A 16,184-nucleotide genomic window follows, 5' to 3' on the forward strand; every position below is an offset into this window, starting at 1 on the left:
GATACAGTATGAAAATTAATATAAACAATCAACATTTAGTGTTACACCAATCTGGCGCTGCTTTTTGGGAAGAAGAAAAAATACTCTTCATTTCTGATTTGCATTTAGGAAAGATTGGCCATTTTAGAAAACACGGAATGGCGATTCCTGAAAAGGCAGTTTTAGAAAATTTTACCAGATTAAATACGGTTTTAGAATTATTTGACTCTGAAACCATTATTTTTTTAGGAGATTTATTCCACAGTAAAATCAATAACGAATGGAATTTTTTTTCAGAATGGACAAAAACACATTCTCAGAAAATTATTTTGATTGAAGGCAATCATGATATCATTTCAAAACAGTATTATTTAGATTTGAATATTGAGGTTTATTCCGAATTAATTATTCATGATTTTTTGTTGACCCATCATCCATCAGAAAGAGAACAACTATTTAATTTTTGCGGACACATTCACCCGGGAATAAAATTAAAAGGAATGGGCAGACAGTTTTTGAGCTTGTCTTGTTTTTTTAGAAAACCAAATCAAATGATTTTTCCTGCTTTTGGAGAATTCACAGGTAATTTTTATTTGATTCCCGAAGAAAACGATCAAATATACGCCATTACAAAAGAGGAAGTAATAGAAATAAAACGTTGAATTAGTTCAATGCAAACGGAGCACACATTCTAAAAGTCGGAACAATAACTTTGAATGTTTTGGTAGTAGTAAAATTGATCATATTAAAATGACCTTTCATTGCACCGTAAGGAGATGAAAGCAAACAACCAGAGCTGTAAGTATGATTTTCTCCAGGTTTTAAAACTGGTTTTTTCCCAATAACGCCTTCACCGTCAACGATATCAATATCATTTAAAGAATCGAAAATTTCCCAGTGACGAGAAGTTAATTGTACTGAATCTTTGCTGTGGTTTTCAATCGTAACTACGTAGCTAAAGGCAAAGTGGATCTTGTAGTTTTTGAAGTAAGTACCTTCAAAACTAGTCAAAACCGATATTTTTATGCCTCTTGTAATCTGAGAAACCATACTAACGTAGTATATATGTGAGTGTTATACGTGCAAACTTACGAAAAAAAATCGTTCAACGAAATCCTTTAACAATGTTTTAATTAGTGATGTTTATTGAGTTTGCGTTTCCTTTTCCGATAACTCTTTCGTATCGATCTGAACTATGTTTGTAATAAACCAGTATAGTGTACTCGTTTTCTGTTTGATAGAAATTACCATCAATAGCATTTTCATAATCAATTACACCTTTTTTATCGGCCACGCGATACTCAAAATTGGTAAAACCCTGTTTGATCATGACCGCTTTTTCGTAAACTCCTTTTTGTTCATTGTAATCCATTTTATATTCTGGAGATAAACTGTAATTATTGAACATTCCAACAATATAAATGTCTTTATTTGAACGGAAAGCGGGAGCCGAAAGACTAAAGTAAACCCAGGCATAATCTGCTTCTATTTCCTGATTGGAACCGTTGATGTTTTTAACCACAAAATTTCCATCTACATCTTCATATAAAGTATAAATTTGGTTTGCTCTTGCCTGATTGGTGTATAAAAAGGAACTGTAAATATCGTTCGCCGAACCTACTTTTGCAACATTATTACTCGCGGCACGGATGTCTTTATTCTCAAAATATAAAAATTCATTTCCAGCCCAAAATTGTGTTTCTTTATCGTATTTATAAACCATTTGGTTTCCAATAGTATATTGTGGAACAATATTTTTGATGCTGGTATTAAAATCACCATTTTGTAATAACATTACTTTTACATTTTGTAAAGGGGTCTGAAAAACAATGTCATTTGAAAGTACAGTAAATTCGAGGTTTTGTTTATAATCAATGTTGCTGAGGTTTCGGCTTCGTTTTACTACAGCTCCAACCGTTGAATGATCTTCGAACAATATAAATTTTCTGGAGAAAACAACTTCCCGATCTTCATTCAGAATTCTCAACATATAATTGCCCGAAATTCTCAATTGCGTGGTAAACTGATTAGGAAAAGAAAGACGATAATGCGAAAAAGCCTGAAGGGTATTAAAAGAATTCGAATAATCTGTAATTCTTTGATTGTCAAAACCACGAACATAATCCGTTTTCGGAATATCAGTCGGCATCCAGTTATAATCGCAATGAATTACATCAAAATAATAATTGGCTTCATTACCAAACAAATCATCAAATTGCAATTCAAATACAGAACCCAATTCGAAAATCGGTACTACATTATTTCCATTCTGAATAAATGAAACGGTTTTGATATTATACGGAGGAGTAACTTCGGTTTGTACTTCCTGGGCTTTCGCCGAAGTAAAAATGAAAAATAAAAGTAGACTTTGAAATAAAAATTTTGGCATCTTATTACGTTGTAAGATTGTAAATATAACAATTTATACAACGAAAAATAAGACGTTTTATTGGTTTTAAGAACAATTTATCAGGAACCCAAAATGTATCTCAAATTAACTTCAATTTCGTCGTTGATATAACTTTCTTCTAAAAGAGAATCAGATAACAGCTTTTTGTTTTCCTGTAATTTGATTATTTTTTCTTCTACCGTATTTTTCGAAATAAATCTGACAACATTTACTTTATTTAATTGTCCAATTCGGTGCGCTCTTCCAACTCCTTGTTTTTCGGCAAAAGGATTCCACCATGGATCTAAGAATAAAACATAAGAGGCTTTGGTGATATTCAAACCAACGCCACCTGCTTTAAGCGAAATAAAAAATAACAAAGGTTCTTCTTTTTCCTGAAACAGTTTTACTTGTTGTTCTCTTTTACTGGCAGGAGTTTCGCCTGTAATTTCACAATATTGTATTTTGTTTTCTTTGCACCAGGTAGTGTAGAAATTCAAATTAGTTACAAACGAACTGAAAATAATAGTCTTTTGTTTTCCTTTGACTAAATTTTCCAGATAATTAGTGACTGCAATATATTTCCCGGAATCAATTTCAGATTCCTGATCGATCATTTTTGGATGATTACTCAGCTGTCTTAACTTCATTAAAGTGTTGATAATGCTAATTTTATCAGGGCTGGAACCATCTGTTTTTAATAGAAAATTACGAGCTTTTGATTTTTCCTGTTCATATAGTTTTTCCTGTTCAGGATCCATATCACAATAATAAATCTGTTCTGTTAATTCCGGTAAATCCTTCAAAACCTGTTCTTTCGTTCGTCGCAAAATATAAGGCTGAACCAAATTTTTCAATTCAGATAAGCTATTTTCGTCCTGCTTTTTCTCAATTGGGATTTTAAAATTTTCTGCAAAAAAAGTATAAGTTCCTAAAATATCCGGATTTATAAACTGCATTTGCGACCATAAATCGTCCAGTGAGTTTTCGATAGGAGTACCACTTAAGGCAATTTTGTGACCCGTATTTATTTTGTTGATGGCTTTAAAAATCTTAGAATTTTTATTTTTGATGTATTGACTTTCGTCTAAAATTAAATAACGAAAATCATATTTTTCTAAAATTGAAATATCACGATGAACAATGCTGTAGCTGGTAAAAATTAAATCTGTTGATGCTAATCTACTCGCTAATAGTTTTCTGTCGTTACCTACATATTGCATTCTTGAAAAATGCGGTGTGAATTTTCCAGATTCATTAAACCAGTTAAAAACCAGTGAGGAAGGCAAAACAATCAAAGCCTTGAGAGGTTCTCTTTCAATTGTAGTTTCGTTGGCGAACAAATCAAAATTTGTAGTTTTTGTAGTAAAACCTAATTGTTCCTGAACGGCAACCAAAACAGCCAAAGTTTGCAATGTTTTTCCGAGTCCCATATCGTCAGCAAGACAAGCGCCTAAATTGGAATTGAAATGACCTAAAAGCCATTTTACACCCTCAATTTGGTACGGTCTTAAAGTTGCTTTTAGCAAATCAGAAGCTGTATATTCTGCTTTGTGAATAACATCATTTTTAATTTCCGGAATAGTGTCTAAAGCGGTAAAATTACTTTTACGTAAAAGAAGATTTTCATTTTCTGTTTTAGCTAATTTTGCCAGCGAACTGTATTTGCTTAGCCATTCTAAAGGAATTAGGAAATAGTTTCCGTCAGGCAATAAAAAGAGTCTTTCTTTGCTTTTTATATTGGGAATAATTTCGCTGAAATTGATAGTAAAAACGCCAATAGTAATCATTATTTTAATGTCGAACCAATCTTCTTTTGTCTCTTCTTTTGAAGCTAAAACAGTATGACTTTCTGTAATGATTTCTTTGCTTTCCAGTTTTAAATTTTGGACTGTAAAACCTAAATTTTCAAGTTCATCTTTACGATCAATAACAAATTGAATATTAGCGTAAGGATCTTGGATTTCTGCATCTGAATTCAATCCAAATAATTCGTTTTTGATTTTTATTAAACCAAGTTCAGGTAATTTATTTGTATATAAAGTTTCGTCAGCACTTCGCTTAAACTGAATTATTTTGGGTTCATTGGCAATGCTGAAATCAACAAACGAATGTGTTTTTTTAGTTTTACTGGCATCAAATGAATAGCCATTATAATCAAAATATAGATTGAGATAATAACAGTTCTTGAAGAAATCATAAACAGGCTGAATCGTGCACGAAATGATTTTGTCACGAAGTTCAATCTCAAAACCCGTTGCTTCGATGTCGATTTTTTTAGCTATTTCAGGAATAAAACTTTTAAAGTAATCATCAACTAATTTTGAAGGTATTTCGATTGATTTTTTCTTTAAAAAAGGCTGCAGTTTTTTAGAATTAAGATCTTTTAACTGCCCTAATTTTTTATCGATAATTAACCAGCCCGGCTCATCCAAAAGAATATCAACACTATTGTTCATTGGTGAAAAAATAGTTTCGTTTTCTTTTAAAGATAAAGTATACGTAATTCCTTCGGTGTGTTTGTCAAATTGAATTTGAGGTTCAAAATAAAGCGGACTAACATCAACTCTTGAACGATAAAAATCTTTTTCAGGCCCAAGGTTAATTGACAACGGAAATTGTTCCTGAACAATTAAAGTATAAAAAGAAGCTAAATTTATTTTTAAATGCTGACGAATAGCAAAATCAATTTTAGAATCTTTTTGCAAATCAGCAATTGTTTTTGCCGATTTGATTTTAGCACTGAATTTTTTGAAAATGAAATCAGACTTTAAAGATTCGCATGCGGTCAGTATTTTTTTTGTATTTGAATCTAAATTTTCTAAAGCAATTCCAAAGCTTTCCAGTACGCCAGGAGTTGCTTTTTTGTCCAGATATTTAATTTCAGTAGTATTCTCAACAATATAAGCAGTTGGAATAAAGGCATTAAGATTTTTGTCAAAACTGATGTCAAAACAAAATTGAAATGATTTTGTAGGTTCCAAGATTTGAGGTTTGGTTTGTATGATTTTGGTTAGGCTTATAAAAGTAAAAAGTTTTCAAAATTGGGCTATTCTGAAAACTTTTTAAATGAACTTATATTACTTATATGGTAGAAAAACTAATTTTCCTGTTTAAAGCAAAGTGGAATAATTTCTCCTTTTGCTAAACAATATTTCTCTACCAATTCTGGTGCAATTTTATTAGTATAATCTTCTTCGATTACAATAAAACCAATGCTTCTTAATTTGTCGAAATAATCGCGTCCGTAAATACGAACGTGATCGTATTGTCCGAATATTTTAGCGCGTTCTTTTTGGTCTGTTATCGAATCATCAGCAAAAGTAACTTCTCTCGATAAATCCTGTGGAATTTGCAAAACAGCCATTCCGCCTGGTTTTAAAACACGGAATAATTCCTGCATTGCTTTTGTATCATCCGGAATATGTTCTAAAACGTGATTACACAAAATCACATCGTATTCGTTGTCTTTAAAAGGTAAATTACAGATATCTGCTTTTACATCTGCCAAAGGCGAAAATAAATCGGTTGTGGTGTAATCCAGATTTTTTTGCTTGCGGAATAATTTATAAAAAGCTTGTTCCGGAGCAAAGTGAAGCACTTTTTTTGGTGCCGTAAAGAAATCAGTCTGATCGTTTAGGTATAACCAAAGCAAACGATGTCTTTCTAATGAAAGTGTACTTGGTGAAAGTACATTATTACGTTGCTTTCCGTATCCGTAAGGTAAAAACGATCTGAAACTTTTTCCATCAATAGGATCAGTAAATTTGTCTCCTTTTAAAGATAAAGCTAAAATAGGACGCGCCACATAACTCAAACGAATTAATAATGGTCTTGGAATAGTATTTAAAACTAATTTAAAAAGTTTTTTCACGGTTAAGATTCGGGGTTGTAATTATAAAACTAAAGGAACTTTTCTGAATTCATCTTCTTCATTACTCTCAATTCCTAATGCTTTGTAGATATATTGGAACGTAGATAATAATTCTGGTTTTCCATCAATTAGTGCCACGTCATGTTCGAAATGCGCACTTGGTTTTCCGTCAGCAGTTAGAATTGTCCAGCCGTCTTTTAGTTGTTTGATGTTTTTTGTTCCCATATTGATCATTGGCTCGATGGCAACAACCATTCCTTCTACAAAAAGTTTTCCGCGTCCGCGTTTTCCGTAGTTTGGCATTTCTGGTTCTTCGTGCATTTTTTGTCCAACTCCGTGTCCAACTAATTCACGAACAACTCCGTAACCGTGAGCTTCAGTATATTTTTGAATCGCATTTCCAACATCTTCAACGCGATTTCCAGCTTTAAATTCTCTGATTCCTACATAAAGAGATTCTTTTGTTACTTGTAAAAGTTTTTTAACTTCCGGAGCAACTTCTCCAATTTCAAAACTATAAGCGTGATCTCCGTGATATCCATTTTTGAATGCACCACAATCTACAGAAATTACATCACCACTTTTTAAAGGTGTATTGTTAGGAATTCCGTGTACAACTTGTGCATTCGGACTCATACAAAGAGAATTTGGAAAATCATACAACCCAAGAAAACTTGGTACTGCGCCATGATCACGAATAAATTCCTCGGCTAATTTGTCAAGATATAATGTGGTAACTCCTTCTTTAATTTCAGAAGCAATCATTCCTAATGTTTTAGATACGATCAAAGCACTTTCGCGCATTAATTCGATTTCCTCTCTACTTTTTTGGATAATCATATTTTTCAGATTTTCAGTTCGCAAAAGTACAATTTTTAATGTTATTTTTTAAGTTATTTTTTGCCACGAATTCACTAATTTTTGAAAAGCAGAATTTAAAAAAAAATCAATTTTAGGAATGGAGTAATTTATTTTTTTTTGAAAATTCGTGAATTCGTGGCTGTTTAAAGCGTGAGAATAGATAGCTATCTCAGAAAAAAGCCATAAATTAGTAGTAAAATGTTGTAATCATGGAAACTATTATAGATCAGGATATATCTAAAGTAAAAGCTTTAAAAAAAATGAAAAGAACTGCTTTTGCATTTTTAGGCGTTGCAGTTCTTCTCTTTATAATTGCTATTTATTTTAAGATTCCTATGTTGCAGGCGTTTAGCGAAGCTGCAATGGTTGGTGGAATTGCCGATTGGTTTGCAGTTGTAGCTTTGTTTCGTCATCCGCTTGGGATTCCGATTTGGCACACCGCAATTATTCCAACTAAGAAAAATGAGATAGGAGAAAATTTGGGGAATTTTGTTTCGGAAGAATTTCTGAATCGGGAGAAATTAGAAATTAAATTAGAAGAATTCAACTTTGCTACAAAAGCGTCAGACTGGCTTTCGGAAGTAGAAAATGCCAATAAAATTGCGAATTTGGTTGCCGTGAATATTATTCCAGGCGTTTTAAAAACCATCAAAGACGAAGATATAAAACGATTCATTCAGGTTCAATTTAAAGAAAAATTAGAAGCAATAAATTTTGGAGATTGGGTCGCACTGGCATTGGAACCATTACAAAAAGGAAATGTAAAAGATCAATTGCTTACAAATCTTCTAGAAGTAATGAGTACCGAATTAGCCAATAATAAAGATTTGATTCGGAAAAAAGTAAAACAATCCACACCTTTTTTAAGTTTTGGTTTGGCCGATAAAAGCATTTCAGAAGGAATTTTTAATGGATTGCAAGAGTTTTTGGATGAAGCGAAAAAACCGGAAAGCGAAATCAGAATCAAAATAGACGAATATGTTGCTGATTTTTTAGAGAAGGTAAAAAACTCTGAAGAAATGAGAGTTAAAATCAATAACCTAATTCTTGGTTTTGCAGGCAAAAAAGAAGTTCAGGATTATATCAATGGAATTTGGGATGAAATAAAATTGTCCATTTCTACTGATTTAGAAAAAGGTGATGAGTCTTCCATTAAAAATAATATTTCAAGTTTAATTCAGGGTTTCGGAAACGGATTAAAAGAAGATCCGGTAATGATTGACAAAATCAATAATTTCATCAAAAATGATTTATTATCAGTTCTGCTAAACAATAAAAAAGTAATTGGAGATTTAATTTCTTCAACCGTAAAAAGCTGGGATGGAAAAGAGGTTTCTGAAAAATTAGAATTAGAAATCGGAAAAGATCTTCAATACATCAGAATTAACGGAACATTAGTCGGGGGCTTAATTGGACTCGTAATTTATGGAGTAGAATGGACGTATCATTATTTTGTAATGTGATTGTCAATAACAGAAATACTCGAAATGACATAAAAGACGCTCAAAAACAAAAAAGAGACAAATCCTAAAACTTGTCTCTTTTTCTATTAAAAAAAAGTGGTTTCTATAATAATGAATGACAAGTCATTGCATTGGGTTGCGGAACTCCCATTAATTCTAAAATAGTTGGGGCAATATCTCCTAAAACACCATTTTGAATGTTTTTAAGATTTTTATCAACTAAAATAATCGGCACTGGATTCGTTGTGTGTGCTGTATTTGGACTTCCATCAGGATTAATCATTGTTTCGCAATTTCCGTGATCCGCAATTACAATTGTCGTGTAATCATTGGCAAGAGCGGCTTCAATCACTTGTTTTACGCAAGCATCAACTGCTTCACAAGCAAGAATTGCTGCACTCATAATTCCGGTGTGACCAACCATATCTCCATTAGCAAAATTCAGGCAAACGAAATCTACTTCGCCTTTATTCAATTCAGGAACAAGAGCAGCTGTTAATTCATAGGCACTCATTTCCGGCTGTAAATCATAAGTGGCAACTTTTGGAGAGTTTCTCAAAATTCTTGATTCGCCTTCAAAAGGAGTTTCTCTTCCACCGGAAAAGAAAAATGTTACGTGCGGATATTTTTCTGTTTCGGCAATACGAATTTGTGTTTTGCCCGCTTTTTCTAAAACTTCACCAAGAGTTTCGGTAATATTATCTTTATTGTAAACAACTTTTACATTTTGATAAGTCTCGTCGTAGTTTGTAAGTGTTACATAATACAAGTTCAATTTGTGCATGTTTTGCTCATGGAAATCATGTTGCGAAAGCGCTTCTGTAAGTTCACGACCTCTGTCAGTTCTAAAATTAAAGAAGATTACAACATCGCCTTCAACAATTGTAGCTAAAGGTTTTTGTTCTTCGTCAACCATAACGATTGGAGCAATAAATTCGTCAGTAACATCGTGTGCGTAACTTTCAAGAACACTAGCAACAGCATTTTTTGAAGGAATTCCGGTTCCGTTAACTACTAAATCGTAAGCTAGTTTTACACGTTCCCAACGTTTGTCACGGTCCATTGCATAATAACGACCAACGATCGAAGCAATTTTTACCGGAGTATCTTTAATATGTTCTTCTAAATCGTGAATGTATTTTGCTCCTGATTTTGGATCAACATCACGTCCGTCTGTAAAAGCATGAACGTAAACCTGGTCTAAACCATATTCCTGAGAAGCATCTATTAATCCACGTAAGTGCGATGTATGAGAGTGAACACCTCCGTCAGAAACTAATCCTAAAAAGTGAACTTTTTTATTGTTTTCTTTAGCATAGGTAAAAGCATCGATCAAAACTTGCTCTTTGGCTAATGTTTGATGTGCTACAGCAAGGTTAATTTTGGCTAAATCCTGATACACAATTCTTCCGGCACCAAGATTCATATGTCCCACTTCGCTATTTCCCATCTGACCTTCAGGTAAACCTACGTTTAATCCGTCAGTACGAAGTTGAGCGCTTGGGTAATTTTTGTAAAGACTGTTTATAAAAGGAACATTTGCATTGTCTATTGCGGATACTTTAGGGTCAGGAGATTTCCCCCAACCGTCTAAAATCATAAGGATAACTTTCTTGTTCATTACTTTTTGTTTTGTACAAAGATAAGCCATTTCTAAAATGTGCAAAGAAAGCAATGTTACATTTATGTTTAATAAAATGAAGTATGTGAAAAAATAATAATTTAATTAAAGAAGGACTTATTTTTTAAAATTAATTCACGCTACGCTCTCTTTCTGAGCTTATTTTTGACAGCGTTATAGTCGATAAAATATTTAACACTGATTGAAAAAATGTGTTTTAAAGCATCATTATTAAGCAAGGCAGTTACATTATCCCTAAATTGTTTATCGATAATGCGTTCAAAATTAGAAGCACTATTACGGTATAAAACAGAAACCTGACTTCCCGGTGCAAACCACCAAGAATAAGATAAATCGGCATTCCAGGAATAAAAACTTGAATTTTTATTTTCAGTATATTGAGGATAAGGTGTTAATGTTCCGTCTTGCTGCAATTCAAGAATGTCTTTGTTTTCAGCATAAGACCAATATTGGCGAAGTGCTAAATTTAATGTCATCGCACTATTTAAAGCGTATTTTCCGGTAATTGTATTCGAATAAGTAATCACATTTCGATTTGCAAAAACAATTGTTTCCGGAGTGCTTTCATTGTCATCATCATCATAGCCGTCGATATAGCCTTTGTTGTTGTTTTTTCTAAAATAGCTAAAAGTATAGACCATTAAAAGCTTATCGCTAAAACGGTATCGAGGTCCAATATCGAATCCGTATGCCATTCTTCCAGGTTCATCAGCAATTGCAATTGACGGATTTATATCTATTGCAAATTTATGGTTGTAATTTGTAGAAATACTGCCCCAAGCCTCAATTCTTCTCGGAATAATAACATAACGATTGTCTGCTCTTGGTTCATAATAATCATGAGATACCAAAGGAAATACTGTGATTCCTCCGCCATAATAATTATTTTTTACCGTACTCAGGTTTACATTTGCTTCAATATTATTATCCTGTACTTTTCCGGATTCTTTATTAAATTCGGCATACATATTATAGTTAATTCTAAAACTATTAAAAAGCTTTGTTGGGTTTAGAATTCTATAATTGGCGTTTCCGTAAAAGTTGTAATAATTTGTATAAAAGTTAATTCCGAGATCGTTTGGATCATAACCTTTTGTAACAAAATCGGAACCTAAGCTGTAGCGATATTTTCCAGTAGTTTCGGCAAAACCAATTGTAGAGAAAACACCGGTTTTATCTTGAGGGAGATTGATAACACTATATTTTACATTTCCTGATAAATTATAGGTATTCGCTTTGGTGTTTAAATCCCAAACTAAGCCGGATACATTGGCATCTCTGTAATGTCCGTTTCTGGTAACATTGGTATTTATAAAGGTTACAGAAGAATTTTTTCGAAAACGCTGATCTAAAACCAATACATTGTAATTGGTCAACGGTTCGACAACTATTTTTCTCGTGTCGCCTGAAATGGTGTCTTTTATAGTAGCAAAAGTTTTTTCGGTAACTGCATTTAAAATACCAATTCCTAATCCATTTTTAGTTCTTCCTGAAACTTTTAAGGCATTAATTAAGTTAACATTCTGAACAGTTTCAAAGACTTCTTCGTCATCATTTAAGTCGGGTTCGATAGAAGGTTTTCCTCCAATTCTTCTCGAGTAAAAGATGTTTCCTTTATTAAACAAATCAGTTCCTTCAGTAAAAAAAGCCCGATTTTCATTAAATTGTTGCTCAAATGGACTCAAATTCAAGATTTGATCGTCGTATTTGGTTTGTCCAAAGTCAGGAACCAGAATCGCATCGAGCGTAAAAGCATCATTAATTCCATATTTAATATCCATACCACCTTTTATTGTACCATACGTTTTCTGGCCATCCGCAGCATTTAAATAGTAAGATGCATATGGCATAAAAAACAATCGGGTAGGAGGTTTGATATTTTCAATTCCTGTTAATTCCCCATTTTGCTGAGTAAATGTTCCTATTTTGGTATTAATTAGTGTCCATGTATATTTTCTGCGTTCTCTTTTTACTTCCCTAAAAAAATTAATTCCCCAGGTTTGTTTATTTTCTCCGGAGAAACGCAAAGCGGCGTAAGGAATTTTAATTTCAACAAGCCAGCCTTTATCAGTTATCTTGGCTTTGCTAATCCAAACCGCATCCCAGGAATAATCCTCGCCAATGGCATCTGTCATAATACAATCGCCTTGTACATCGGCTGCAGAAACAAAAAATTCAAAGTTTTGCTGTCCGTCATTAAAGCCATTTATAAAAACGCCAAAAATATCAGCAGTCCCAAAATTATCACGTTGAGAAATCTCTTTTAAAATTTTGTTTGGTTCATTGTCATACATCATGGCGCCTATGTAAATGGCGTCATTATTATATATAACCTTGATTTCTGTTTTTTGAGATTCGGGAATTGGTTTTCCGTTATCAGGTTCAAACATGATAAAATCAGAAGCAATCGGTGCGTTTTCCCATGCCGCCTCATCTAGTTTTCCATCAATAATAATGGACTGCGAGGTAGATTGTGCTTGCAGTGTTTTCTTTTGGCTGTAGCCGAAAGATACACTGAACAGAAAACAAAGGAAAACTACTTTTTTCATTTTGTATGATGAAGGATTCTTAAGATAATATAGACATTCAATTCTGTTAAATGTTACACTTTAAAATCTAAAAATTATATTTTTTTAATATTGTAAGTATATGACTACGTAATTAAAGTTAAAATAATATGTAAAAATAAGATTTTTACGTCAATATGCTAATTTTTTGTTTTTGATCTGTTAAATTTTAAACAAAACGTGCCTGATTCACAGTGTTTTATTTTTTCTACTTTAAATTTTTTCTATTTTTGCCATACCCAAGTTTGTTATTAACCTAAAGAAATTCAATGATTTACAAAATTTATCCCCTGCTAGTGTTTTTGTTATTATCTTTTGGTAAAGATTCAAAAAGCACTCCCGAGATTAAAAAAGAAGCAACGAAAAGTATCGCTAAAGTTGAAAAACTTACAGTCGAAGCTAAGATTGAAGTTGTGTATCATGCCTTGAATACAAACAATTATCAGTTGCCTGAACTTAAAACTTTTTCTGAAGCCTTAAAAGGATTTTACTTATTGAAAGAAAAGGGAATCATTCAAAAAGATATTTTAACGCTGATCGATTTTAGTTTGTCATCCAATACCAAACGTCTTTGGGTAATTGATTTGGCAACAAACACTATTTTATTTCAATCATTGGTTGCTCACGGAAGAAATACAGGCGAAGAATATGCATCTGCTTTTTCAAACAATAATTCATCTAACAAAAGCAGTCTTGGTTTTTATGCAACAGGCGAAATTTATCAGGGAAAACATGGAGTTTCTCTTCGTTTAGATGGTTTGGAAAATGGTGTGAATGACAATGCTCGCGAAAGAGGTGTTGTAATGCATGCTGCTGATTATGTTTCAGATTCTTTCATCAGAAACAATAAAAGATTAGGCAGAAGCCAGGGTTGTCCCGCAATTCCGTTTGAATTGAGAGATAAAATAATTGAAACTATAAAAAACAAATCATGTTTGTATATCTACCATCCGTCAAGAAGTTTTGCGATGGAAGAAAAACTAATTTCTTAGTTTAGCATACAAATCCGAATCTAAATTATAAATATCAGCTCTAAAAATGAGCTGATTTTTTTTGCTCCAGGCTGTCCAGTACCATTGATACAAAGCGTATTTTTTTGTTATCCTGATATTGGTTGTGATTTTGGTTTCAATAATTGAATCGATTTTTTCTTTCGGCCAATTTGTAGAAATGCTATCATTTAAAATATGTTCTGCAAGCTCTAACGGATTTTCAATTCGAACACAACCGGAACTTAACGAACGATTATTTCTTCCAAAAATATTACGATGATTGGTATCGTGTAAATAAACGCTATGATGATTCGGGAATAATATTTTCATAAGGCCTAACGAATTATTATAACCCGGACTTTGCACATATTTATAATTGCCAGGTTTGTTTTCATTCCAGTTACCCGGATCAACTTCATGACCCATAGTATCATATATCGTAATATTTTTATTTTTCAAATAATTACGATTGCGTTTCATGGCAGGAACTACATCTTCTTTTAAAATGGTTGGAGGAACTGTCCAGGTAGGATTAAAAACAACTGTTTTTAATACCGAAGTAATAATTGGAGTTTTTCTTTTACTTGTTCCAACGACAATATTACGTACTAAAGTAGTGTCTTGGCCTTCAACGACATTCAGGCTGTAATTCGGAATATTGATCATGAAATAGTTTTCAGCAAAATCACTGTTATACCAACGCCAACGCTCTAAATTAGCAATGATTTGTTGTTTTCTTTTTTCTTTAGAATAATTGAGAGCACTTATTGTTCCTTGCCCAATTACTCCGTCAGCTGCCAAGCCATGTCTCTCCTGGAATCTTTTTATTGATTCAAATGTTTTTTGGTTGTAAACGGTGCTTAAACTATCTTTTCCAGACATATCACCCCAAAATAAAAGCCTTTTTTTAATATTGATTAAAGCCGGATTTTTGTCGCTTAACGATATTTTTTTTGTCAAAGAATCCATCACAATCATTCCAATCACATCCTCTGGGAATGTATCAATAATTTCAAGTGCTTTTAAAAGCTGTTTATAAGTCTCTGATTTTGGTTGAATATTTTCGACAATGCTGTCTAATTTATTTTTGTTAAATGCTTTTATCAAAATACTATTAACATCCAGTTTTTTTTCTGTGAGATCCCAATCTGTATATAGTTTTTTAGGATCTAGTTTGCCTTTGTGCAAATGGTTTAGATATAATTCAAAATTATAAGTAAGCAGAATGTCGTAAGTGGCTAATTCCTTATCATTAAGTTTGCTGATTCTCTTTTCGAATTTTTCAAGCGTCGCAGATTTATAATCGTCTGGATTTAAGCCTAATTTTTCGCTATTTTTTATTTGCGACAAGACATAAGTTCTTTTTTTGAGATTTCCCCAAACGGTTTGATTATTTGAGGAATTGTAAAATTCCTGAAGCGTTTTACTTTTAAAAACACCTATTAAAGTAGTATCGATAGAAACTTTTCTTTCATCTGTAAGTATGATTGCAGGAGGTGGAGTTGTTTTTTTTACAGGAACTGCTTTAGGTTCCTCTTTTTTGCAACAAATAAAAATGGATACTATTAAAAGAAAGTAAAGTTTCTTCATTCTATAATTTTTTATACATCAAATAGTGTTCGCCAACATCTTTAATATCAAATGAATTACCCAGGGGTTGGTATTTCATTTTTTTGTAAAAGCCTACAGCGGCGGTTCTGGCGTTAAACCAAATCAAATCGACTTTATTCTCATTGCAGTAGGTTTCACAATGTTTGACTAAAGTCTCTCCAAATCCTTTTTTCTGATGGGTTTCTAAAACAGCCATCCCACGAATTTGTGCTTGATTTTGCTCAGCAAATATAGGATTGATTTTATCGAATAACGAAATAATTCCTGTTAAATTTCCATTATTAAAAAGTCCAAAATGATGTGTTGTTTCTAAATCATCTCCTTCAAAGATACAACTTTCTATAGGTTTTCCTTTTCTAAGAACAGGTTGACGAACGATATAAGTTTCTTTTGAGGGGATTTCTTTAATTTGAATCATAATTTATGAAAAATAATTAAGTGTATAACTTTTTAATTTTAAATAGGTTATAAGAAATTGTTGTTTTTAATTCATTTTTTTTGAAAAAAAGCTTGTTTTGAACTGAACTTATTTTTTATATTTGCACCAGTAATGCGAAAGTAGCTCAGTTGGTAGAGCTCCAGCCTTCCAAGCTGGTTGTCGCGAGTTCGAGCCTCGTCTTTCGCTCTAAAAAAACCGGAACTTAATTGTTGCGGTTTTTTTATCAAAGTTAAATAATTATTGATTTTTATTTTTTTAAACGATTTAATTTTTTATATTTGCACCCTGTTAATGCGAAAGTAGCTCAGTTGGTAGAGCTCCAGCCTTCCAAGCTGGTTGTCGCGAGTTCGAGCCTCGTCTTTCGCTA

General features: G+C 32.6%; 12 protein-coding genes and 2 tRNA genes. 5 read left to right on the forward strand and 9 right to left on the reverse strand.

The window, feature by feature from the left end; translation table 11 throughout:
* The first annotated feature begins 8 nt into the window (after positions 1 to 8).
* Positions 9 to 641 carry a ligase-associated DNA damage response endonuclease PdeM gene (gene pdeM / locus AC1RRN_RS07585; protein ID WP_492966726.1) on the forward strand — a complete coding sequence of 211 codons (633 nt, stop codon included), beginning with the start codon at positions 9 to 11 and terminating at the stop codon, positions 639 to 641.
* A gap of 1 nt (position 642) precedes the next feature.
* On the opposite strand, the gene apaG is transcribed toward pdeM, so the two are convergent.
* The 5 genes from apaG to map form a co-directional block, all read right to left on the reverse strand.
* Entirely contained in the window at positions 643 to 1,029 is a 387-nt protein-coding gene (gene apaG / locus AC1RRN_RS07590) for a Co2+/Mg2+ efflux protein ApaG (RefSeq protein WP_492966727.1), read from the reverse strand.
* Between the two features lie 79 nt (positions 1,030 to 1,108).
* A complete protein-coding gene (locus tag AC1RRN_RS07595) occupies positions 1,109 to 2,368 on the reverse strand; it encodes a type IX secretion system plug protein (protein ID WP_492966728.1) in 1,260 nt (419 codons plus the stop codon).
* Between the two features lie 80 nt (positions 2,369 to 2,448).
* Positions 2,449 to 5,352, reverse strand: a complete 2,904-nt coding sequence (locus tag AC1RRN_RS07600; protein ID WP_492966729.1) for a DEAD/DEAH box helicase — start codon at positions 5,350 to 5,352, stop codon at positions 2,449 to 2,451.
* Between the two features lie 116 nt (positions 5,353 to 5,468).
* A complete protein-coding gene (locus AC1RRN_RS07605; RefSeq protein WP_194658053.1) occupies positions 5,469 to 6,242 on the reverse strand; it encodes a methyltransferase domain-containing protein in 774 nt (257 codons plus the stop codon).
* A gap of 21 nt (positions 6,243 to 6,263) precedes the next feature.
* Positions 6,264 to 7,082: a type I methionyl aminopeptidase gene (gene map, locus AC1RRN_RS07610; RefSeq protein ID WP_492966730.1), complete on the reverse strand. Its 819-nt coding sequence runs from the start codon at positions 7,080 to 7,082 to the stop codon at positions 6,264 to 6,266.
* 230 nt (positions 7,083 to 7,312) lie between these two features.
* On the opposite strand from map, the gene AC1RRN_RS07615 reads away from it, so the two are divergent.
* A complete protein-coding gene (locus AC1RRN_RS07615; RefSeq protein ID WP_492966731.1) occupies positions 7,313 to 8,566 on the forward strand; it encodes a DUF445 domain-containing protein in 1,254 nt (417 codons plus the stop codon).
* A 103-nt stretch (positions 8,567 to 8,669) separates the two neighbouring features.
* Here AC1RRN_RS07615 and gpmI read toward each other — a convergent pair whose 3' ends face one another.
* Positions 8,670 to 10,187: a 2,3-bisphosphoglycerate-independent phosphoglycerate mutase gene (gpmI, locus tag AC1RRN_RS07620; RefSeq protein ID WP_492966732.1), complete on the reverse strand. Its 1,518-nt coding sequence runs from the start codon at positions 10,185 to 10,187 to the stop codon at positions 8,670 to 8,672.
* 140 nt (positions 10,188 to 10,327) lie between these two features.
* Positions 10,328 to 12,757, reverse strand: coding sequence for a DUF5916 domain-containing protein (locus AC1RRN_RS07625; RefSeq protein ID WP_492966733.1), 2,430 nt, complete (start codon positions 12,755 to 12,757; stop codon positions 10,328 to 10,330).
* A gap of 287 nt (positions 12,758 to 13,044) precedes the next feature.
* Here AC1RRN_RS07625 and AC1RRN_RS07630 point away from each other — a divergent pair, with 287 nt between their 5' ends.
* Positions 13,045 to 13,767: a murein L,D-transpeptidase catalytic domain family protein gene (locus tag AC1RRN_RS07630; protein ID WP_492966734.1), complete on the forward strand. Its 723-nt coding sequence runs from the start codon at positions 13,045 to 13,047 to the stop codon at positions 13,765 to 13,767.
* Here the strand turns inward: AC1RRN_RS07630 and AC1RRN_RS07635 are convergent.
* Together AC1RRN_RS07635 and AC1RRN_RS07640 are read right to left on the reverse strand one after the other, a co-directional pair.
* Positions 13,756 to 15,357: a L,D-transpeptidase family protein gene (locus AC1RRN_RS07635; protein WP_492966735.1), complete on the reverse strand. Its 1,602-nt coding sequence runs from the start codon at positions 15,355 to 15,357 to the stop codon at positions 13,756 to 13,758. The two genes, AC1RRN_RS07630 and AC1RRN_RS07635, sit on opposite strands and share 12 nt — an antisense overlap.
* Position 15,358: 1 nt before the next feature.
* On the reverse strand, positions 15,359 to 15,796 hold the full coding sequence (locus tag AC1RRN_RS07640) for a GNAT family N-acetyltransferase (RefSeq protein WP_492966736.1): 438 nt from the start codon (positions 15,794 to 15,796) through the stop codon (positions 15,359 to 15,361).
* Between the two features lie 134 nt (positions 15,797 to 15,930).
* Here AC1RRN_RS07640 and AC1RRN_RS07645 point away from each other — a divergent pair.
* Both AC1RRN_RS07645 and AC1RRN_RS07650 read left to right on the forward strand, forming a co-directional pair.
* Positions 15,931 to 16,003, forward strand: a tRNA-Gly gene (locus AC1RRN_RS07645).
* Between the two features lie 107 nt (positions 16,004 to 16,110).
* Positions 16,111 to 16,183 (forward strand) — tRNA-Gly (locus AC1RRN_RS07650).
* Position 16,184: the final 1 nt, after the last annotated feature.

The organism is Flavobacterium sp. GW821-FHT11G01 (assembly GCF_058808175.1).

What these genes read in the sequence shown, in the direction of transcription:
- gpmI (WP_492966732.1), bottom strand. Translation starts at nt 10,187, where the DNA reads ATGAACAAGAAAGTTATCCTTATGATTTTAGACGGTTGGGGGAAATCT.
- AC1RRN_RS07635 (WP_492966735.1), bottom strand. Translation starts at nt 15,357, where the DNA reads ATGAAGAAACTTTACTTTCTTTTAATAGTATCCATTTTTATTTGTTGC.
- AC1RRN_RS07615 (WP_492966731.1), top strand. Translation starts at nt 7,313, where the DNA reads ATGGAAACTATTATAGATCAGGATATATCTAAAGTAAAAGCTTTAAAA.
- AC1RRN_RS07595 (WP_492966728.1), bottom strand. Translation starts at nt 2,368, where the DNA reads ATGCCAAAATTTTTATTTCAAAGTCTACTTTTATTTTTCATTTTTACT.
- AC1RRN_RS07640 (WP_492966736.1), bottom strand. Translation starts at nt 15,796, where the DNA reads ATGATTCAAATTAAAGAAATCCCCTCAAAAGAAACTTATATCGTTCGT.
- pdeM (WP_492966726.1), top strand. Translation starts at nt 9, where the DNA reads ATGAAAATTAATATAAACAATCAACATTTAGTGTTACACCAATCTGGC.
- map (WP_492966730.1), bottom strand. Translation starts at nt 7,082, where the DNA reads ATGATTATCCAAAAAAGTAGAGAGGAAATCGAATTAATGCGCGAAAGT.
- apaG (WP_492966727.1), bottom strand. Translation starts at nt 1,029, where the DNA reads ATGGTTTCTCAGATTACAAGAGGCATAAAAATATCGGTTTTGACTAGT.
- AC1RRN_RS07625 (WP_492966733.1), bottom strand. Translation starts at nt 12,757, where the DNA reads ATGAAAAAAGTAGTTTTCCTTTGTTTTCTGTTCAGTGTATCTTTCGGC.
- AC1RRN_RS07630 (WP_492966734.1), top strand. Translation starts at nt 13,045, where the DNA reads ATGATTTACAAAATTTATCCCCTGCTAGTGTTTTTGTTATTATCTTTT.